Genomic DNA, 21,120 nt, shown 5'->3' with positions numbered 1-21,120 from the left:
CGTATCCTGCACCGATGCGGAAAGACCCGATCGAATGGCTGTTGCGCGGACTGTACTCGGCGCTGTTGTACCTGTTGCTGCCGGTGACGGTGTACCACCTGGTGTGGCGCGGTTTTCGCGTCCGCGAATACTTCAACCGCTGGAACGAGCGCTATGCCTCCTACACGCACGCCTGCGGTCGCCCGCGCGTGTGGGTGCATGCGGTGTCGGTGGGCGAGGTCAATGCCGCCGCGCCGCTAGTCAACGCCCTGCGTGCGCAGCGCCCGGATATCCGTTGGGTCATCACCACCATTACCCCCACCGGCTCCGAGCGCGTGCGCGCGGTCTGGGGCGATGCAGTGGACCACGTGTATCTGCCCTACGACGTGCCCGGCAGCGTCGGTCGCTTCCTGGAGCATTTCCGCCCGCGCCTGGCGTTGATCCTGGAAACCGAGCTGTGGCCGAACATGTTGTTCGGCTGCCGCGACCGCGGGATTCCGGTGTACATCCTCAACGCGCGGCTGTCGGCGCGCTCGCTGCGTGGCTATCGCCTGCTGGCACCGTTGATCAGCCGCGCGCTGCGCACCGTCACCTGCGTGGCGGCGCAGTCGCACGACGATGCCGAACGCTTCGTCACGCTGGGTGCGCGGCCCGACCAGGTGATCGCGCTGGGCAATCTCAAATTCGATATCGCCGCGCCTGCGCAGCTGCAGGCCCTGGTCACGCAGTTCCACACGCACGTGCCGGCCACGCGGCCGGTGTGGATTGCCGCCAGCACGCACGAAGGCGAGGAGGCGGCCGTGGCCGACATCCATGCGCGCCTGCTGCTGCGGTTTCCGGATCTGCTGATGTTATGGGCGCCGCGCCACCCGGAGCGCTTTCCCAAGGTCGAGGCCGTGGCGCGCGAGCGTGGCTGGGCCGTGTCCACGCGTAAAAGCCAGCAATGGCCGCGCGCGCGCGACAAGGTGTTTGTCATCGATACCCTGGGCGAGCTGATGAGTTTCTACGCCTGTGCACAGGTGGCCTTCGTCGGCGGCAGTCTGCAGCCGATCGGCGGGCACAACCTGCTCGAGCCGGCGGCAGTCGGCACGCCGGCCGTCACCGGCCCGCATCTGCACAATTTCTCGGAGATTTCGCGGCGCATGCGCGAGGCCGAGGCGGTGACCATCTGCGAAGATGCCGACAGCGTGTACCACGATCTGGCGCGCCTGCTCGGCGACCCTGTCCAGCGTGAGGCGATGGCCGCGGCAGGGCTGGCACTGGTCGCCAACGGCAAGGGCGCGGTGGCGAGGACGCTGGTGCAGATCGCGCCGCACCTGCCGCCGGTGGTGAGCGAGGGTGCCGCGTCCTGAGGATGTCACTGCGGCTGCGTCGCAGTGTGCAGGGCCCCTGGAGCAGGCACGCCGACCCTCCTTGATGATCCTTGTCAGCCAGCGTCGCAAGGCCTTGTGCGGCATGGATGCCGCCACGGACTCCCGGCCTGTTCCGTGATGATGGGCGGGCAAGGCGGCTCCGCAGCCAAGCCGCGGATGATCGGCCGACATGCGATCGCTTCACATCGCATCACGCACAAAAAAGGCGGGCCTGTGCCCGCCTCTTCAATCATGCCGAGATCTTCTTATTGCAGCGAGCCACTGCCCTGCAGCTTGGACTCGGCATCCTGCGACAGCAGCCGGTTCACATCCTGCAGGTCGGTGATGTTGAGCTTGCCGATCGCCTGGCCCAGCAGCAGGCGGTTCTGCAGGAAGGTGTAGCGCGACTGTGCATAGTTCAGCTGCGCCTGGAACAGGGTGCGCTGGTTCTGTACCACGTCCAGCACGGTGCGCGTGCCGACTTCCAGGCCGACCTGCGAGGCGTCGTATGCGGCCTGCGCGGAGACCACGGCCAGGCGACGGGCTTCCACTTCGCTGATGCCGGCAACCACGGTCTGGTAGGCATTGCGCGTATTGCGGTCCAGCGCGCGCTTCTGCTGCTCGTAGGTGTCCTGCTGGATATCGCGGCGTGACAACGCCTGGCGCACGGCCGACTGGGTAGCACCGCCGGCAAAGATCGGAATCGACAGCGTAAGGCCGATCGAGTCGGTGTCGATATCGCGACCCTGCGTGGTGAAGTTGCCTGCGGCCTGATCGATGGTGCCTGCGCCTCCCCAGCTGTTGCTGCGGCCGACATTGGCACCAAGGTTCAAGGTCGGGTAATGGCCCGCACGTGCGGCATTGACCTGTGCCTCAGCCGCGCTGACCTGCAACTGCTGCGACTTCAGCGCCGGGTTGTCGGCGATGGCAGTGGCCACCAATTGATCGACATTGCTGTACGCCGCCGGGACTTCGGGGCGGAAGTCTTCGGGAAGTGCGCGCAAGGACGTGACCGGCTGGCCGGTGAGTTCGGTCAAGGCCTGGTAGTAATCCTTCAAGGTGTTGCGCGCATTGATCGTGTCGGCACGCGCCTGGTCGTACTGGGCACGCGCTTCATGCACGTCGGTGATCGGGGCCAGGCCCACTTCCAGCCGCTTGTCGGCGTAATCGAACTGCTTCTTGGCGGCCGCTTCGTTGGTCTCTGCCGCCGCCAGCGATTCGATGCCGACCAGGACCTGGAAATATGCCGCCGAGGTGCGGGTGATCAGGTCGTTGTTGGCCGATTCCAATGTGAAGTCGGCTGCCTTGGCCACTTCGCGTTGCGCACGCAGATTGGCGAACTGCGCCCAGTTGAAGATGGTCTGGCTGCCCTGGATCGCGTACTGACGCTGCTTGGTGGTCGAGCGCCCATCCACACCTTCCAACTCGCGGTGCGACTGGGTGTACCCGGCGGTGCCGTCCAACTGCGGCAACAACGCCGCACGCGCCTGCACTTCGCCCTCCCGATTGACCAAGCGGGTGGACTCGGCCACTGCCAGCTGCGGATCGCCGTTGCGGGCCATTTCGTAGACCTGCAGCAGATCGGTGGCGTTCGCGGCCATCGGAGACAGGGCGGCGGCCAGCGCCAGGACGAGGGATCGGCGGATCATCGGGGAAGCTTCCTTGGGAATCAGAATCAGAATTGGAATCGGGGCGTCGGTGCGGCGCCCTGGAGATAGGCAAGGTCGGTTTCGAACAACGATTCGATGCGCGGAGCGTTGACGTCGCCACGGACCAGGACCGCTTCCATCACCGGTTCGTGACCGCGGACCACGAACAGGCGCCCGTTCGGCCGCAGCCATTGCAGCCATTGCGTCGGCAGCGTATCGACCGCGCCGGTCACGCAGATGGCATCGAAGCGGCGCTCGCTCTGCCAGCCGAACACGTCGGCGGTTTCAATCCGCACGTTGCTGCCCAGGCCGCTGCTGTCCAGATTGGCGCGGGCAGCGGCGGCCAGGGCCGGATCGATCTCCAGGCTCAGCACTTCGCGGGCGAGCGCGGCCAGGCAGGCGGTGGAAAACCCGCTGCCGGTGCCGATTTCCAGCACGTCTTCGCCCGGCTGCAGGTCCAGTGCCTGCAACATGCGGCCTTCCACCACCGGCTTCATCATCTTGTGGCCGGCCGACAGCGGAATTTCCACATCGACATAGGCCAGGGTCTTGTAGGCCTCGGGCACGAAGGCCTCGCGCGGCAGGCGCGCCAGCACGTCGAGCACGCGCAGGTCCAGCACGTCCCACGGCCGGATCTGCTGTTCGACCATCTTTTCGCGGGCCTGGGAGAAATCGATCGTCATGGTGCGGTTATCCAACGCGGTGGGGCAGGCATTTTACCGGTGCACGGGGCAACTGGCGCATCTAGCATCGCTGCGCGCCGGCAAACGACGCAGTGCCGGAAGTCATCGCCACCAAAGGCCGGGGGCGGTCAGCGCGGCGCATACGCCCTCAAGAAGAAATCCACGCTGGCCTGCAAGTGCTCGTCCACCTGCGCGCGGGTGGGCTGGCCGTGCAGGCCGCACATCATCAGCGCATACAGCTCGCCCTTGAGCAGGCAGAAGAACTGGGACGCGGCGCGTGCCACATCGTCGATCTTCAGCTGCCCGTCGGCCACGCGTGCGGACAGGAAATCGGCCAGCGCCCGTTGGGTTCGCTTGGGGCCGGCATCCCAGAACATCTCGCGTACATGCACGTCGCCCGTACCGGGCGCCATCATCATGCGGTGGGTGGCAATGGCCGACTCGGTGCTGACCATGGCGAAGAAGGCATCGGCGATTTCGATCAGCTGATCGCGCAGCGCGCCCTCGGGAGCATGATCGAACAGGTCGTCCGGCATCATATGCTGGCATTGCGCACGGATCGCCTCGGAAAACAGGCTCTCCTTGTCGCCAAAATGGCTATAGACGGTGAGCTTGGACACGCCCGCCTGGGCGGCGATGCCATCCATGCTGACCCCGGCATACCCCTGCTCCATGAACATGGTGCGGGCAGCGCCAAGAATGGCGGCGCGTTTCCCAAGATCCTTGGGCCGTCCGGGGCCGTTGCTCCTGGCCTTGGACTTGAGGGGGGGCGAGCTGGACATGCTGCCAATACTAGACCATCGGGTTCTATATTTATACTCGCTGCCGGTGGAATGCAGGCAAGCGCTCAGGAACGGCCGCGCCCAGGCGTTAGCTGCGCACCAGCTTGGTTATGTCCGGTAATTGTTTCGGCTGAATGCCTCCCGGTGTCATGGTGCATCCCATCGGTGTGGGGAATCCACCTAGCGCGTTGAAAAACCCCCGGTGATAGATTGGCTAACGGTCTGTCGGCGCACGTCGGCAGCCCCTTTGGCAGCACAACGAGGGGATGGGGAGCGTGGACAGGGTCGGGGCGCATGCGCAGACGGGCTGCGTCCGCAGCACATGCGTGCGGCGGACCGGGCTGCTGTGGCGATGGGCATTGCTGGCCTGCGTGCTGTTCGGCGTCTGGCCGGCCGGCGCCCAGCCGCCGACCCATACCGCGTACCACACCGTCACGCGCTGGAGCATGGACGACGGCCTGCCGCACAATCTGGTGCACGCGGTGGCGCAGGGCGCCGATGGCTTGATCTGGCTGGGCACCTGGGAAGGTGTGGCGCGCTTCAACGGCCGCGACTTCACCGTGTATGACCGTCAGAACACACCGGGCGTCGAGCTGGGGGGCGTGTTCGTGGTGACACGCGACAGCGCCGGCGGGATGTTGTTCGGCACCGCCTTCGATGGGGTCTACCACTACCAGGATGGCCATTGGCAGCAGCTGGGTGATGCTTCGGCGCGGCACCTGGCAGTCAGTGCACTGCTGCGCTGCGCCGGTGGCGCATTGTGGGTGGGCACGCCGCAGACGCTGTACCGCATCGAGCCGGACGGGCGGGTGGTGGACGTCGGGCGCCAGGCCGGCCTGCCGCGCGCGCGCATCACCGCGCTGGCGGCCGATGCCGATGGCGATTTATGGGTGGGCACCGAAGTCGGGCTCTATCGTCTGCCCCGCGATGGCATTGTGGCCGAGGCCTGGGGCAAGGCACATGGCATGCGCGCCGCACCGGTGCGACGGCTGGCCAGCGATCGTCAGGGCGGCCTGCTGGTCGCTGGCGACGACGGCGTGTGGTGGTGGAGCCGCGGTGGCGGACTGCAGCGTTTCCGGCAAGGCCAGCGGGTGGATGCATTGCTGCTGGATCGGCGCGGACATCTGTGGATGAGCCTGCCGTCGGGCACGCTGGTGGTGCATGGCGGCGCGGGTACGCCGGATGAACAGATCGCCATTTCGGGCGTCGCCAGCCCGGCGTTGCTGGAAGACGCCGAGGGCCTGATCTGGGTCGGCAGCACGCACGGCCTGTTCCGCATTGCCGAAGGCGCCGCGCATGGCGTCACCCACGAAGACGGCCTGGCCTCGGACTACGTGCGCACGGTGCTGCAGACCGGCAACGGCACCGTGTGGGTGGGCAGCGCGGTGGGCCTGGACCGCTGGCACAACAACCGGATCAGCCGCGTGTCGGTGGTGCCGAACGAGGGCGGCCGCGTGCTGGAGCAATCGGTGCTGGCCCTGGCCGATGCCGGCGATGGCGGCGTCTGGGCCGGCACGTACAGCCAGGGTGTGGTGCGCCTGGATGCGCAAGGGCGCGTGCTGGCACGCATTGGTGCGGCCGACGGCCTGCCGTCGCTGTCGGTACGCGCGGTGTTGCCCGATGGCCAGACGCTGTGGATCGGCACCACCGCCGGGCTGGTGCGCTGGCGCGATGGCAAGGCACGCCGCTTCACCGCCGCCGACGGCGTACCCGATGGCTCGGTGCAGGTGCTGTATCGCGATACGCAGGGCAATGTGTGGATCGGCACCGATCGTGGCATGACTGCGCTGTCGGCAAATGGCAGTACACGCGCATGGCTGGGCGAGCAGGATTTCCCCGGGCAGAACGCGTTCGACTTCCTGCGCGATACCAATGGCGACCTGTGGATCGCCAGCGATCGCGGCCTGCTGCGCCTGAGTGGAGAGACCTTCCGCGTCTACGACCACCGGGTCGGGCTGCCGCGCGACAAGGTGTTCCGGGTGATCGACGACGGCCGCGGTTATTTCTGGTTGTCGAGCAACCACGGCGTGTTCCGCATCGCGCGCAGCGACTTCGACCAGCTCGATGCCGGCACGCGCGAGCAGTTGAGTGTGGAGGTGGTGGATCGCAGCGACGGCATGCCCGGCAATCAGGGCAATGGCAGCAGCGCGCCGGCAGGCTGGATGACCCAGTCCGGGCAGTTGCTGTTTCCCACCGCTGCGGGCCTGGGCGTGATCGATCCGGCGCGCGTGGGCACCTTGCAAGGCCATCGCGTGCCGATCGTGTTCGAGCGGCTGCTGGTCGACGGCACGGTGCAGCCGCTCAATGGCTTGCATCGCTTCGGCGCGGAGACCCGGCGCATCGCCATTGTCTATGCGGGGCTGAATTATCGTGGCCCGGACAAGGTGCGCTACCGCTACCGGCTGGAAGGCTTCGACCCGGACTGGGTGGACGCCGACAGCGCCAGCGAAGCGGTCTACACCAATCTGCCGCCGGGCCGTTTCCGTTTCCGCGTCCAGGCGATGTCGCTGCCGGTGGACTGGCGGCAGACCGCGCTGGTGGGCGAATCCAGCCTGGTGATCGCACTGGCGCCGCCGTGGTGGCGGCGTGGCGAAGTGATCGCCCTGGGCATCCTCGGGCTGGGCAGCCTGATCTACGGGCTCTATCTGTGGCGCACCGCCAGCTACCGCCGTCGTCAGCGCCAACTCAATACGGTGATCGACGCACGCACCCGTGAGTTGAGCGACAAGAACCTCGCGCTGCAGCAGGCCAGCCAGGAGCGCGAAGCCCTGATGCGCCAGCTCGAATACCGCGCCAGCCACGACGTGCTGACCGCCTTGCCGAATCGGCGCGAGGCCGAGCGCGTCCTGCAGCAATGGTTCGATGATGCGCGCGCCGGTGGTCCCTCGCTGGCGTTGGTGCTGATGGATATCGACCATTTCAAGCGCATCAACGACGAGTACGGCCATGAGGTCGGCGATGCGGTGCTGCGCGCGATCGGCGAAGCATTCAACGAGCAGGATCAGGCGCAGTGCTTCGCCGCGCGCCACGGTGGCGAAGAGTTTCTGCTCGCGGCAGTGGGGGTGGACGTTGCACAGGCACGCGCGCTGTTCGAGCGCATGCGCCAGCGGCTGGCGGCGATCGGCATCGAGACGCAGGGCACGACGGTGCGCTGCACCGCCAGCATGGGCATGGCGATGAGCGATGAAGCACCGAGCCGCCGCGAACTGCTGGCACTGGCAGACCGCCGCCTGTACCAGGCCAAGCGGCTGGGGCGCGACCGCTTGGTGGATCAGTAAGCCTGTCGCGTTGCCAGGGGCATGGCGCTGCCGCGCTTACTCCTGCAACTGGTCCGCCTGCGCGTTCAACAAGGCAACAAACGCCTGCGCGGCGCGCGACAAGGTGCGCCCGCCATGGGTCACGCAGCCCAGCTCGCGTGACAGCATCACATCGGCCAGCGGCAGCGCCACGATCTGGTGATCGATCATGCGTTCCGGCAATACGCTCCACGCTAGGCCGACCGACACCAGCATCTTGATCGTTTCCAGATAGTTGGTGGTCATGCGCAGGCTCGGCACCAGCCCATGCCCGGCGAACAGACCGGCGACGATGCGATGGGTGAACGTGCCCGGATCCGGCAGCACCGCCGGATGCGCCACCACATCCTCCAGCGACACCGCGCGCAACGCGGCCAGCGGGTGATCGGGCGCCACCACGAACTGCAGGCGGTCATGCCAGATCGGTTGCGCGCGCAGTGGCGCACGCGTGTCCGGTGCCAGCGTGGTGACCGCCAGCTCCACCTCGCCGCGCAGCACCGCGGCATAGGCCAGCTCCGAATCCAGGAACTGGATGTCCAGCGCTGCGTGTGGATGCTCTGCGGCGAAGCGGCGCAGCAGGGCGGGCAGGCGATGCAGGCCGACATGATGGCTGGTGGCCAGGCTCAGCCGCCCGCCGACCGCCGCGCCAAGATGCTCCAGCACGCGGCGGGTGTCCTGCAGCTCGGCCAGGATGCGTTGCGCACGCGGCAGCAAGGCCTGGCCGGCCTCGGTCAGCACCACCTGGCGGCCCAGGCGGTCGAACAGCCGCGCCGACAGTTGTGCTTCCAGCAAGGCGATGCGTTTGCTCACCGCCGGCTGGGTGAGGTGCAGGGCCTCGCCGGCGGCCGAAAAGCTGCCGCTTTCGGCAATCGCCACGAAGGCGCTGAGGCTTGCCAGGTCCATTGCCATTCCCAAATTTCATTTGTTGAATAAACAATATGAATTTGCGTTATCGAAGGCAAGCTCCTAGCATCGAACGCAGCCAGGTGGGCACTCCACCATCCGCCAACCGGATCGCCGCAATGACTGCCAAGACGCTGTACGACAAGCTGTGGGACCTGCACGAGGTCACGCGCCGCGACGATGGTTCGTCGCTGATCTACATTGATCGCCACATCCTGCATGAAGTGACTTCGCCGCAGGCGTTCGAAGGCTTGCGCCTGGCCGGGCGCAAGCCGTGGCGCATCGATGCCAACATCGCCACGCCCGATCACAACGTGCCGACCACGCGGGCCGAGCGCCAGGGCGGGCTGGAATCGATCTCCGATGAAGTCTCGCGCCTGCAGGTGCAGACGCTGGACGAGAACTGCGACGATTTCGGCATCCTCGAGTTCAAGATGAACGATGCGCGCCAGGGCATCGTGCATGTGGTCGGCCCCGAGCAGGGCGCCACCCTGCCGGGCATGACCGTGGTCTGCGGCGATTCGCACACCTCCACGCATGGCGCGTTCGGCGCGCTGGCGCACGGCATCGGCACTTCCGAGGTCGAGCATGTGCTGGCCACGCAATGCCTGATCGCCAAGAAGATGAAGAACATGCAGGTGCGGGTGGAGGGCACGCTGCCGTTCGGGGTGACTGCCAAGGACATCGTGCTGGCGGTGATCGGCAGGATCGGCACCGCCGGCGGCAATGGCCATGCGCTGGAATTTGCCGGCAGCGCGATCCGCGCCCTGTCGATGGAAGGGCGCATGACCATCTGCAACATGTCCATCGAAGCCGGTGCGCGCGTGGGCATGGTGGCGGTGGACGAAAAGACCATTGCCTATGTGCAGGGCCGCCCGTTTGCGCCCAGGGGCGCCGACTGGGAGGCCGCCGTCGCACTGTGGCGCACGCTGGTTTCCGATGCTGACGCGCACTTCGACACCGTGGTGGAGCTGCGTGCCGAAGACATCAAGCCGCAGGTCAGCTGGGGCACCTCGCCGGAAATGGTGCTGGCGGTCGACCAGCAGGTGCCGGACCCGGCAACCGAACAGGATCCGACCCGGCGCGATTCGATCGAGCGCGCGCTGAAATACATGGGTTTGCGGGCAAACCAGCCGATCACCGAGATCCGCCTGGATCGCGTGTTCATCGGCTCGTGCACCAACTCGCGCATCGAGGATCTGCGCGCGGCCGCTGCGGTGGCCCGGGGCCGCAAGGTCGCTGCCACCATCAAGCAGGCGTTGGTGGTCCCGGGCTCGGGCCTGGTCAAGGCGCAGGCCGAAGCCGAAGGCCTGGACAAGGTGTTCCTGGACGCCGGCTTCGAATGGCGCGAGCCGGGGTGTTCGATGTGTCTGGCGATGAACCCGGACAAGCTGGGCAGCGGCGAACACTGCGCCTCCACCTCCAACCGCAACTTCGAAGGCCGCCAGGGCGCCGGCGGCCGCACCCATCTGGTCAGCCCGGCCATGGCCGCAGCAGCGGCGGTCAGCGGGCATTTTGTTGATGTGCGTGCGTTGCAGGGAATCGAGAATCGGGAATAGAGAATCGCAACATCCGTCCCGTCTCCGCTCTGCCAATTCCCCATTCTCTACTCCCAATTCCCGGCCTTTCAATGACCCCTTTCACCCAACACACCGGACTGGTGGCGCCGCTGGATCGCGCCAATGTCGATACCGACCAGATCATTCCCAAGCAATTCCTCAAGTCGATCAAGCGCACCGGCTTCGGGCCGAACCTGTTCGACGAATGGCGCTACCTGGACGTCGGCGAGCCTGGCCGCGACAACAGCCAGCGCCCGCTCAACCCGGAGTTCGTGCTCAATTTCCCGCGCTACCAGGGCGCCAGCGTCCTGCTGGCACGCGAGAACTTCGGCTGCGGTTCCTCGCGCGAACACGCGCCGTGGGCGCTGGACGAATACGGCTTCCGCGCGGTGATCGCGCCCAGCTTTGCCGACATCTTCTTCAACAACAGTTTCAAGAACGGCCTGCTGCCGATCGTGCTGGCCGAAGCAGAAGTGGACGCCCTGTTCGCGCAATGCCTGGCCACCGAGGGCTACCGACTCACCGTGGATCTGGCCGCACAGCGCGTGCGCCGCCCCGATGGCGTGGAATACGGCTTCGAGATCGATGCGTTCCGCAAGCACTGCCTGCTCAACGGGCTGGACGACATCGGTCTGACCCTGCAGGACGCCGATGCGATCGGCCGCTTCGAGCAAGGGCATCGCGCGCGTCAACCGTGGCTGTTCGGCGCGCTGCAGTAATTCCGCCGGCACGTGCCAACGCCCCGGTTGCGTCAGGACGTGCTGCGCTGTGTTGATTTCACTGACGAGGATTGCATGAGCAAGCAGATTCTGATTCTTCCCGGCGACGGCATTGGCCCGGAGATCATGGCCGAAGCGGTCAAGGTGCTGACGCGCATCGATGCGCAGCATGGGCTGGGTGTCAGCCTGGTACATGACGAACTGGGCGGTGCGGCCTACGACAAGTACGGCAGCCCGCTGGCCGACGAAACGCTGGAGCGCGCACGCGCCGCCGACGCGGTGCTGCTGGGTGCGGTGGGTGGCCCGCAATGGGACACCATCGATCCATCGCTGCGCCCGGAGCGCGGCCTGCTCAAGATCCGCTCGCAGCTCGGGTTGTTCGCCAACCTGCGTCCGGCGCTGCTGTATCCGCAGCTGGCCGATGCCTCCACGCTCAAGCCTGAGGTAGTGTCGGGGCTGGATCTGTTGATCCTGCGCGAGCTCACCGGCGGCATCTATTTCGGTCAGCCGCGTGGCACGCGCACGCTGGAAAATGGCGAGCGTCAGGCCTACGACACGCTGCCCTACAGCGAAAGCGAGATCCGCCGCATCGCCAAGGCCGGCTTCGAGATGGCACGCCTGCGCGGCAAGAAGTTGTGCTCGGTCGACAAGGCCAACGTCCTGGCATCGAGCCAGCTGTGGCGCGCGGTCGTCGAAGAGGTGGCCAAGGACTATCCGGACATTGCGCTGTCGCACATGTACGTGGACAACGCGGCGATGCAGTTGGTGCGCGCGCCCAAGCAGTTCGATGTGATCGTGACCGACAACATGTTCGGCGACATCCTGTCCGATCAGGCGTCGATGCTCACCGGCTCGATCGGCATGCTGCCTTCGGCCTCGCTGGATGCCAACAACAAGGGCATGTACGAGCCATGTCATGGCTCCGCGCCGGACATCGCAGGCAAGCGGATTGCCAATCCGTTGGCCACCATCCTGTCGGTGGCAATGATGTTGCGCTACACCTTCGCGCAATCGGCTGCAGCGGACGCCATCGAGCAGGCTGTCGGCAAGGTGCTCGACCAGGGCCTGCGCACCGCCGATATCTGGTCGGAAGGCACGACCAAGGTCGGCACCGTGGCAATGGGGGACGCAGTGGTGGCCGCGCTGTAACAGCGCCCGCATTCCTGAAGCGTTGTGGTGCGCAGGAGTGGCCGGCATGCGGGTGTTGGTCAGTAGCGCGATGCCGCATCCAGGTCCTCAGCTGGCGACAGCAATTGGTGGTGCTTGCGCGCGTGCCGGCGTGGGACCTTGAGCGGCATGGATGCCGCGCCAGAGCCTACACGGACGTACTTGCGGCGTGTCCCACGCCGGTACGTGTGCAAGCGCCCGCAGGAGACCGGAGCACTCGCATGGAACGCCAGATGTCGTACACAAGGCCGGTCGGTGTGCGGAGTTGGTCGGCGGCGCGGCGCCGCATCCAGTGTCGGGACACGCCGTGAATCCGTCCCTGGAGGCTCGGTGGCGGCATCCATGCCGCCACACGGTCCCGCCCCCGGACGCGACACCACGCTTCCACCATTGCTATCGCTGATCGGCAAGCAATGCTTCAAGCACGTGTTGATGCCTGCAGACTTCCCAGCCGATGTAATCGGTAAGCCATTTATCTGCTCACGTCGCCAGGATGGACGCTCCGAAGGACCTCCAGCTCAACATGCCCTCCGCATTTCTTTCCGCAACCGATAGCAATTGGTGGTGCTTGCGCGGGTGCCGGTGTGGGACCTTGAGCGGCATGGATGCCGCGCCAGAGCCTACATGGACGTACTTGCGGCGTGTCCCACGCCGGTACACGTGCAAGCGCCCGCAGCAGACCGAAGCATTCGCACAAAACCGGCAGATCTCGTGTGCGAGGTTGTTCTGTGTCGGTACGAGTGCACGCGCCCGCAGCAGCCCGACGCACTTGCAAGAAAGTTGGAACACCAAAACCAAAACGGCCAGCAGATCACGCTGCCGGCCGTCAGGTCTTCATCGTCTAGCAAACTACCGTTATTACGCCACCGCAGCCGTCTTGCCCGCGACCACGCCGCGCTCGCGCTGACGCAACAGGCGGTTGGCCACGTCCAGCCAGGCCAGTGCGCTGGCTTCGATGATGTCCTTGCTGGTGCCGGTGCCTTCGTATTCCACGCCGTCGTGGCGCACGCTCAGGCTGGCTTCGCCACGTGCGTCCGCGCCGATGCCCACGCTGTGCACCTGGTAGCTGTCCAGCTCCAGCTTCACACCGGTGGCCGAGGCCAACGCGCCGAATAGCGCGTCCACCGGACCATTGCCCTGCGCGGTTTCGGCCACGCGGTTGCCTTCCGGATCGGACAATTCCACCAGCGCATTGGCACGGCTGCCGACATCGCTGATGGTCATCGACGCCAGGCGGTAGCCTTCCTGCACGGTGGCATCCTGCATCAATGCCTGCAGGTCCGCGTCAGTGACCACGCGCTGCTTTTCGCACAATGCCTTGAACTGTTCGAAGACCAGTTTGACCTCTTCTTCCTCCAGCAGATATCCCAGGGCACGCAGGCGCTGCTCCACTGCCGCACGGCCGCTGTGGCGGCCCAGCACCATCTGCGAGGACTCCCAGCCCACGTCTTCCGGACGCATGATTTCGTAGGTGCCGCGATGGCGCAGCATGCCGTGCTGGTGGATGCCCGACTCGTGCGCGAACGCATTGCCGCCCACCACCGCCTTGTTGCGCTGCACCGGCATGCCGACCAGGCGCTGCAGCAACTGCGAGGTGGAGACGATGCGTGGGGTATTGATGTCGGTATCGATGTTGTAGAACGCACCGCGCACCTTCAGTGCCATGGTGATTTCTTCCAGCGCACAATTGCCGGCGCGCTCGCCGATGCCGTTGATGGTGCATTCGACCTGGCGTGCGCCGCCTTCGATCGCCGCCAGCGAATTGGCCACCGCCAGGCCCAGATCGTTGTGGCAGTGCGCACTGAAGATGACGCTGTCGGCACCTTCCACGCTGGCGATCAGGCGCGAGAACATGCCGCGGATTTCTTCCGGCGTGGTGAAGCCCACGGTGTCCGGCAGATTGATCGTGGTGGCACCGGCGGCGATCGCCACGCGCGCTACCTCTGCCAGGAAATCCTCTTCGGTGCGCGTGGCGTCCTCGGCGGAGAACTCGACATCGTCGATATAGCCGCGCGCCAGCGTCACATGCCTGTGCACCGATTCCAGCACCTGCTCGCGGCTCATGCGCAGCTTGTGCTCGCGATGCAGCGGGCTGGTGGACAGGAAGACATGCAGGCGCGGATTGGCGGCCGCTTCCAGTGCACGTGCGGAAGTTTCGATATCGGCCTGCAGGCAGCGCGACAGCACCGCCAGCGTGGGGCGACGCAACTCGCGGCCGATCATCGCCACCGCCTCGCGGTCGGAATGCGAACTGGCCGGGAAACCGGTTTCGATGATGTCCACGCCGAGCTCGTCCAGCGCGCGCGCCATCACCAGCTTTTGCTGGGGCGTCATGCTGCAACCGGGGGATTGCTCGCCGTCGCGCAGGGTGGTGTCGAAAATTCGGATACGCGGGGTCTGGTTGGATACGGTCGTGTTCACCAGGATGACTCCTCTACGGCGATGGCGGTGACAGGCGTTGAAGCGACTGCGGATGGGCGGGAAAGGACGGGTGTTTCGGGAAGTGACTTGGCGCTGCGTTCGTTGCGCAGCCGCTCGGTATTGCGACGACGCGGCTTGCGTGGCGGCCGCGGCCGCACCTCGGACAAGAGTGTGGCCAGAACAGTTGCGTCGATATTACCGCCAGAGACCACCGCGCACTTGCGTTTGCCTGAAACGCGACGACCGGCAGCCAGTGCCAGCGCGCCAGCGCCCTCGGCGATGACGTGTTCCTCCAGCGCCAGGCGCACAAGGGTTTCGCGCAATTCGGCCTCGCGCACGATCACCACATCGTCAAGCAGGCTCGAGCACAAGCGGCGGGTCAGAAAACCGGGAATCTTGACCTTCACGCCATCGGCCAGCGTGGGGACCGGAGTGATTTCGCGGAAGTCGCCGCGCACGGCACGGGCCATCGAATCGACGCCCTCCACCTGCGCGCCGACGATGCGCACACCTTGCGATTTCAGTGCCAGCGCCACACCGGAGGCCAGCCCGCCGCCGCCAATCGGCACGATCACCACGTCAGGGGCATGCGCAGCCAGTTCGATGCCGACCGTGCCTTGCCCGGCGATCACGTCCGGGTCGTCGAAGGCGGACAGAAAGCGGTAGCCGTTCTGCTCGGCCAGCTCACGCGCGAACGCAAACGCTTCGTCGTAGCTGTTGCCATGCTGGCGGACGGTGGCACCCCAGTGGGCGACGCCGGCGATCTTGGTCTGCGGCGCGCCGTAGGGCATCACCGTGATGGCCTGCACGCCCAACCGATATGCCGACCACGCCACGCCCTGCGCATGGTTGCCGGCCGAGGCGCAGATCACCGGGCGCTCGTCGCCGCGTTCCAGGCCCGCCAGCAACGCGTTCAATGCGCCGCGCACCTTGTAGGAGCCGGTGCGCTGCAGGTTTTCCAGCTTCAACCACACACCGAAGCGCTCGGCGTAATGCAGTGGCGTGGGCGACAGATACTTGCGCAGGCGGGCCTGCGCGGCCAGGACGTCGGCCACGCTGACGGCCACGTCGCCTACGTCTGGCTCCTGCGGGGAGGGGCGGCCGGAATCAGGCATTGCGGCACGCGCACGGCCGATCCGGAAGAAGACACCTCCGGATGGCGATTTGCTGGTCGCGCGAGGTCTGGGCGTTCATGCCGCAACCTCGACCGAGTCCAGCGCGGTGATCACCACCGACTCGCAGTCGTACACTTTTTCCAGCTGCAGGCGCAGCGTCTCCGGCGGGCGCGTGCTGTCCACGTCCAGTTGCAGATGCCAGCGGCCGGCATCGTCCGGTGCGCAGGCGCCCTGGATGGCACAGGGGCGAAAGCCGCGTCGCTCGGTCATGCCGAGCACGCGCACCAGGGCGCCTTCGGCCGGCGTCAGCACCAGATCAAGCCGGTAACGCATGCGATGTCTCCTTGGCCGCGTGTGCGGGATTGCTGTCCAGCATGGTGCTGTTGGCGTTGTTGGGCGGCACCAGTGGCCACACATTGGCGCGTGCGTCGATGGCCACGTGCAGCAGGCCGGGGCCGGGTTGCGCCAGCAATTCGGCCAGCGCCGCGTCCACGTCGCCGCGCGCGATGATGCGCCTGGCCGGGATGCCGAAGACCTGCGCCAACGCCGCAAAATCCGGATTGTCGGACAGGTCGATTTCGCTGTAGCGCTCGGCAAAGAACAGCTCCTGCCACTGCCGCACCATGCCCAGCGAACTGTTGTCCAGCAACACGATTTTGACCGGCAGCTTGCAGCGCGCGATCGTCACCAGCTCCTGCACGTTCATCATGAAGCTGCCGTCACCGGAGACCAGCACCACGGTGCGGTCGGGGCAGGCGAACTGCGCGCCCATCGCTGCCGGCAGGCCGAAGCCCATCGTGCCGAGCGCCCCGCTGGTGAGGTGGTTGCGCGGATCGTTGAAGCGGCAATGCTGGGCCACCCACATCTGATGCTGGCCCACGTCGCAGGCGATGATGGTGTCGGCCGGGGCCACTTCGCTCAGGCGCTTGAGCAACGCCGGCGCGTAGATATCGGTACCGGGCGCGTCGTAACGCGCGCCGAATTTCTCGCGGTTGGCAAAGCAGCGCGTACGCCATGCCTGGCAATTGCCACGTGCTGCGCTCAATGCCTTCAGACTGACCGCCACATCGCCGGGCACGGCGATGTCGGCCGTGCGCAGCTTGGAAATTTCATAGGCGTCGGCATCCAGGTGGATGACGCGTGCGAAGGGTGCGAATTCGCTCAGCTTGCCAGTGGCACGGTCGTCGAAGCGCGCGCCGACGACGACCAACAGATCGCATTCCTGGATCGCCATGTTGGCCGCACGCGTGCCATGCATGCCCAGCATCCCCAGATAATCCGGATGCGCATGCGGCAACGCGCCCAGGCCGCGCAAGGTCAGCGCGGTGGGGATGCCGGTGGCTTCGACAAAGCGCCGGAACGCCTCCACCGCGCCGGCCAGCGCGATCCCGCCACCGCCGTACACCACCGGGCGTTCGGCGCTGGCGATGGCCGCCAGGGCCTGCGCCAGTTTTGCATCTTCCGGCGCCGGGGGCGGCAACACCGCCGCCGGCACGTGATCGGGCAGATGCGACGCGTCGGCAATCTGCACGTCCTTGGGCAGGTCGATCAGCACCGGCCCGGGACGCCCCTCGCGCGCGATGCGGAACGCTTCGCGCACCATGCCCGGAAGATCCTCCACGCGCCGCACCAGGAAGCTGTGCTTGACGATCGGCATGGTCATGCCGAACACATCCAGTTCCTGGAACGCATCGGTGCCCAGCAGCGGCGTGGCGACCTGGCCGGTCAGGCACACCATCGGGACCGAATCGAGCATCGCATCGGCGATGCCGGTGACCAGATTGGACGCGCCCGGGCCGGAGGTGGCCACGCACACGCCGACCCGGCCGCTGGCACGGGCGTAGCCGTTGGCGGCCAGGGCGGCGCCCTGTTCGTGACGGACCAGGATGTGCTTGAGCCTGGAATCCACCAGGGCGTCGTAGAACGGCATGATGGTGCCGCCCGGATAACCGAACAGCGTTTCCACGCCTTCGGCTTCCAGGGCCTGCGTCAGCCAGCGCGCGCCGTTGCGGGGCGTGCTGTGTGCGGAGGTGTTCATGCGTTGCGGACCTTCGGTGTTAGCGGTGGGGGTGCGGCGGCATTACGCCGCTTGTTGATTCGCGGGTGCGGCGGCGGCTTGTTGCTGCCCGTTGAGCCACACCATCTTGGCGCGCAGCTTCTTGCCCACTTCCTCGATCGGGTGCTCCAGATCGGCCTGCTTGAACTTGGTGTAGTTCGGCAGGCCCGCTTCGTATTCGGCCACCCAGTTCTTGGTGAAGGTGCCGTTCTGGATGTCGGTCAGCACGTCCTTCATGCGCGCCTTGGTGCTGGCGTCGATCACGCGCGGGCCGCTGACATAGTCACCGTATTGCGCCGTTTCGGACACGAATTCCAGCATGCGGGTGATGCCGCCTTCGTAAAACAGGTCCACGATCAACTTCAGTTCGTGCAGCACTTCGTAATACGCGATCTCCGGCTGGTAACCGGCTTCCACCAATACTTCGAAACCGGCCTGCACCAGCGACGAGGCGCCGCCGCACAGCACTGCCTGCTCGCCGAACAGATCGGTCTCGGTCTCTTCCTTGAAGGTGGTCTTGATGATGTTGGCACGCGCCCCGCCCAGGCCGCCGGCATAGGTCAGCGCGAACTGCTCGGCCTTGCCGCTGGTGTCCTGGTAGACCGCGTAGATGCACGGCACGCCGCGACCGATTTCATACTCGCGACGTACCAGCGCGCCCGGGCCCTTCGGCGCGACCAGCACCACGTCCAGGTCGGCGCGCGGGGTGATCATGTCGAAATGCACGTTCAGGCCATGCGCGAACAGCAGGCAGGCGCCCTGTTTCATGTTCGGGGCGATGACTTCCTCGTAGAGCTTCTTCTGCACCATGTCCGGGGTCAGGATCGCGACCAGGTCGGCACTCTTCACCGCCTCGGCCGGCGCCACCACGGTGAAGCCATCGGCCTGGGCCTTGGATTCGGTCGGGCCACCGGCACGCAGGCCGACGGTGACGTCGAAGCCGGAATCGCGCAGGTTCAGCGCATGTGCGCGGCCCTGGCTGCCGTAGCCGATGATCGCGATTTTCGGTTGGGTGTCGTTGCTCATGGAGTAGTCCTTGCGGGGTTTGGCAGTGGGAAAGAAATCAGCCGGCAGTGCAGACACTGGCCGGCCAGGCAAAATGGGGATGGACGATGGCACTGCGCATGCACGCGCAATCACCAGCGCGCCGGTGGGCACGCGTGATGGGCATTGCGGCGATGGTAGTGATGTCGTTCATGTCATTCGAAACTTTTGGTGGTCCCTGAAACGCGAAACCCCGCGCCGTTGCCGGTGCGGGGTCTGATCGAAGCCTTGTGTGTCTGTTGCCTACACGAAGTCCCGTCCCGCACCGGTTGGCGAGGTAATAAGTACGAGCACGAGAAGCGACGCTGCCGACGCGCCGATGGGCGCGGACACTGGGGCGTTCGAGGTGGTGTGGCGGTGCGGCATGAGACCGAGATAACCATCGCTGCTGGTGGGGTGTCAACCCTTGCGCGTGAAACGGCCGCGTCAATGGGCGCTGTATCGCGCAAAACCGCGTGGCAGCAGCATGGTTGCTGTTGAAACCGGATCGGTACGGGCCAGCGGCAGGCGCTACGCGTCACTAAATGCGCGGCATTTGTGCTGACAGGCAGTGCGTGCCGAACGATGTGGCCCGACCCGCTGGTATGGTTGACCACTCACATGTGGTGTTTCGGGGATCGTCTGTCATGCGTCGCGTAGCTGTGTTGTTGGTGTCTGCCTTGGCGCTGCTTGCGCCACCTCTGAGTGCTGCCGACCGGATCACCGGGCAGCCGTTTGCCACCCGCTCGGAAGTCATCGCCCCGCACGCAATGGCGGCGACCTCGCAGCCGTTGGTCACCCAGATCGCGCTGGATGTGATGAAGGGCGGCGGCTCGGCGGTGGATGCGGCGATCGCCGCCAATGCCGCGCTGGGGCTGATGGAGCCGACCGGCAACGGCGTGGGCGGGGATCTGTTCGCCATCGTCTGGGATCCCAAGACCAGCAAGCTCTACGGCTACAACGGCTCGGGCCGCTCGCCGAAGTCGCTGACCCTGGCCGAGTTCCAGCGCCGTGGGTTGAAGGACATTCCGCCGACCGGCCCGCTGCCGGTGTCGGTGCCGGGCGCGGTGGATGGCTGGTTCGCGTTGCATGAGCGCTTCGGGCGCAAGCCGATGGCGCAGAACCTGGCCCCGGCCATCCGTTATGCCCGCGAAGGCCATCCGGTGGCCGAAACCATCGCCTATTACTGGGACCGCTCGGTGCCGCGCCTGTCGCAATACCCCGGCTTCAAGGAGCAGTTCACCATTGACGGCCATGCCCCGCGCAAGGGCGAGCTGTGGAAGAACCCCAACCTGGCCAACACCTTGCAGCAGATCGCCGACGGCGGCCGCGACGCGTTCTACAAAGGCGATATCGCCCGCACCATCGGCGCCTATTTCAAGGCCAATGGCGGCTACCTGAGCTACGAGGATCTGGCCAGCCACACCGGCGAGTGGGTGGAGCCGGTGTCCACCAACTACCGTGGCGTTGATGTCTGGGAGTTGCCGCCCAACAGCCAGGGCATTGCCGCGCTGCAGATGCTCAACATCCTGGAGGGCTACGACTTCTCCAAGATCCCGTACGGCTCGGCCGAGCACGTGCACCTGTTCACCGAAGCCAAGAAGCTGGCCTTCGCCGACCGCGCGCGCTTCTATGCCGACCCGGCGTTCCAGCCGGCACCGCTGGCCAGGCTGATCTCCAAGGATTACGCCGCGCAGCGTCGCGCGCTGATCTCCATGGACAAGGCGCTCAAGGAGGTGCAGCCGGGCACGCCCAAGCAGCTGGAAGAGGGCGACACGATCTACATGACCGTGGCCGATGCCGACGGCATGATGGTGTCGTTGATCCAGTCCAATTACCGCGGCATGGGCAGCGGCATGGCCCCGCCGGGGCTGGGCTTCATCCTGCAGGACCGTGGCGAGATGTTCGTGCTGAAGAAGGATCACCCCAACGGCTACGCGCCGGGCAAGCGGCCGTTCCAGACCATCATTCCCGCTTTCGTCACCAAGGACGGCAAGCCGTGGCTGAGCTTCGGGGTGATGGGCGGGGCGATGCAGCCGCAGGGTCACGTGCAGATCGTGATGAACCTGGTGGACTTCCACATGAATCTGCAGGAAGCCGGTGACGCGCCGCGCATCCAGCACGAAGGCTCCACCGAGCCGACCGGCCAGGCCACCGCGATGAGCGATGGCGGCGAGGTCAATCTGGAAACCGGCTTCTCCTACGACACCATTCGCGCGCTGATGCGCAAGGGCCACCGGGTGATCTTTGCCGATGGCCCGTATGGCGGATATCAGGCGATCGCGCGTGATCCGGCCAGCGGGGTGTATTACGGCGCCTCGGAAAGCCGCAAGGACGGGCAGGCCGCCGGTTACTGAGCAGGCGCCTGCAGATGCATGGCGCCGCTCAATTGCAGCCGCGGCGCGCCGCTAATGAT

The 21,120-nt window shown here is 66.1% G+C and carries 15 protein-coding genes; 6 read left to right on the top strand and 9 right to left on the bottom strand.

The features are described from left to right. Nucleotides 1-14: 14 nt before the first annotated feature. A complete protein-coding gene (waaA, locus tag CPBF1521_RS14045; RefSeq protein WP_115677410.1) occupies nt 15-1,331 on the top strand; it encodes a lipid IV(A) 3-deoxy-D-manno-octulosonic acid transferase in 1,317 nt (438 codons plus the stop codon). Nucleotides 1,332-1,597: 266 nt separating this feature from the next. On the opposite strand, the gene CPBF1521_RS14040 is transcribed toward waaA, so the two are convergent. From CPBF1521_RS14040 to CPBF1521_RS14030, 3 genes are all read right to left on the bottom strand, one after another. After that, a complete protein-coding gene (locus CPBF1521_RS14040; RefSeq protein ID WP_104584020.1) occupies nt 1,598-2,980 on the bottom strand; it encodes a TolC family outer membrane protein in 1,383 nt (460 codons plus the stop codon). A 26-nt stretch (nt 2,981-3,006) separates the two neighbouring features. Then, nucleotides 3,007-3,663 carry a protein-L-isoaspartate O-methyltransferase family protein gene (locus tag CPBF1521_RS14035; RefSeq protein WP_104648815.1) on the bottom strand — a complete coding sequence of 219 codons (657 nt, stop codon included), beginning with the start codon at nt 3,661-3,663 and terminating at the stop codon, nt 3,007-3,009. A 128-nt stretch (nt 3,664-3,791) separates the two neighbouring features. After that, on the bottom strand, nt 3,792-4,445 hold the full coding sequence (locus tag CPBF1521_RS14030; RefSeq protein WP_104584022.1) for a TetR/AcrR family transcriptional regulator: 654 nt from the start codon (nt 4,443-4,445) through the stop codon (nt 3,792-3,794). Nucleotides 4,446-4,711: 266 nt separating this feature from the next. Here CPBF1521_RS14030 and CPBF1521_RS14025 point away from each other — a divergent pair, with 266 nt between their 5' ends. Then, complete coding sequence (locus CPBF1521_RS14025; protein WP_181901233.1) at nt 4,712-7,723, top strand: ligand-binding sensor domain-containing diguanylate cyclase; 3,012 nt, start codon at nt 4,712-4,714, stop codon at nt 7,721-7,723. A gap of 36 nt (nt 7,724-7,759) precedes the next feature. Here CPBF1521_RS14025 and CPBF1521_RS14020 read toward each other — a convergent pair whose 3' ends face one another. Further along, nucleotides 7,760-8,644 carry a LysR family transcriptional regulator gene (locus CPBF1521_RS14020; protein WP_115677408.1) on the bottom strand — a complete coding sequence of 295 codons (885 nt, stop codon included), beginning with the start codon at nt 8,642-8,644 and terminating at the stop codon, nt 7,760-7,762. Nucleotides 8,645-8,763: 119 nt separating this feature from the next. On the opposite strand from CPBF1521_RS14020, the gene leuC reads away from it, so the two are divergent. From leuC to leuB, 3 genes are all read left to right on the top strand, one after another. Continuing rightward, nucleotides 8,764-10,203, top strand: a complete 1,440-nt coding sequence (gene leuC, locus CPBF1521_RS14015) for a 3-isopropylmalate dehydratase large subunit (protein WP_115677369.1) — start codon at nt 8,764-8,766, stop codon at nt 10,201-10,203. A 71-nt stretch (nt 10,204-10,274) separates the two neighbouring features. After that, nucleotides 10,275-10,922 carry a 3-isopropylmalate dehydratase small subunit gene (leuD, locus tag CPBF1521_RS14010; protein ID WP_104584025.1) on the top strand — a complete coding sequence of 216 codons (648 nt, stop codon included), beginning with the start codon at nt 10,275-10,277 and terminating at the stop codon, nt 10,920-10,922. Between the two features lie 75 nt (nt 10,923-10,997). Continuing rightward, entirely contained in the window at nt 10,998-12,071 is a 1,074-nt protein-coding gene (leuB, locus tag CPBF1521_RS14005; protein WP_115677368.1) for a 3-isopropylmalate dehydrogenase, read from the top strand. A gap of 876 nt (nt 12,072-12,947) precedes the next feature. On the opposite strand, the gene CPBF1521_RS13995 is transcribed toward leuB, so the two are convergent. The 5 genes from CPBF1521_RS13995 to ilvC all read right to left on the bottom strand — a co-directional run bounded on the left by CPBF1521_RS13995 (nt 12,948) and on the right by ilvC (nt 18,707). After that, nucleotides 12,948-14,510, bottom strand: a complete 1,563-nt coding sequence (locus CPBF1521_RS13995) for a 2-isopropylmalate synthase (RefSeq protein ID WP_104584028.1) — start codon at nt 14,508-14,510, stop codon at nt 12,948-12,950. Then, the gene (locus tag CPBF1521_RS13990) at nt 14,507-15,577 is read right to left on the bottom strand and encodes a threonine dehydratase (protein ID WP_232099345.1); all 1,071 of its coding nucleotides are present in this window, start codon (nt 15,575-15,577) and stop codon (nt 14,507-14,509) included. The genes CPBF1521_RS13995 and CPBF1521_RS13990 overlap by 4 nt, the downstream gene beginning before the upstream one ends. Nucleotides 15,578-15,700: 123 nt before the next feature. Further along, a complete protein-coding gene (locus CPBF1521_RS13985) occupies nt 15,701-15,958 on the bottom strand; it encodes an ACT domain-containing protein (RefSeq protein WP_104584030.1) in 258 nt (85 codons plus the stop codon). Further along, nucleotides 15,942-17,663, bottom strand: a complete 1,722-nt coding sequence (ilvG, locus tag CPBF1521_RS13980) for an acetolactate synthase 2 catalytic subunit (RefSeq protein WP_115677366.1) — start codon at nt 17,661-17,663, stop codon at nt 15,942-15,944. Before ilvG ends, CPBF1521_RS13985 begins: the two co-directional genes overlap by 17 nt. Before the next feature lie 42 nt (nt 17,664-17,705). Next, nucleotides 17,706-18,707, bottom strand: a complete 1,002-nt coding sequence (ilvC, locus tag CPBF1521_RS13975; protein ID WP_024940100.1) for a ketol-acid reductoisomerase — start codon at nt 18,705-18,707, stop codon at nt 17,706-17,708. 644 nt (nt 18,708-19,351) lie between these two features. Here ilvC and ggt point away from each other — a divergent pair. Further along, a complete protein-coding gene (gene ggt / locus CPBF1521_RS13970; protein WP_115677365.1) occupies nt 19,352-21,061 on the top strand; it encodes a gamma-glutamyltransferase in 1,710 nt (569 codons plus the stop codon). Nucleotides 21,062-21,120: the final 59 nt, after the last annotated feature.

This window comes from Xanthomonas euroxanthea (genome assembly GCF_900476395.1).
Classification (GTDB): Bacteria; Pseudomonadota; Gammaproteobacteria; order Xanthomonadales; family Xanthomonadaceae; genus Xanthomonas; species Xanthomonas euroxanthea.
This window is presented reverse-complemented; position numbering and strand designations above follow the sequence as displayed.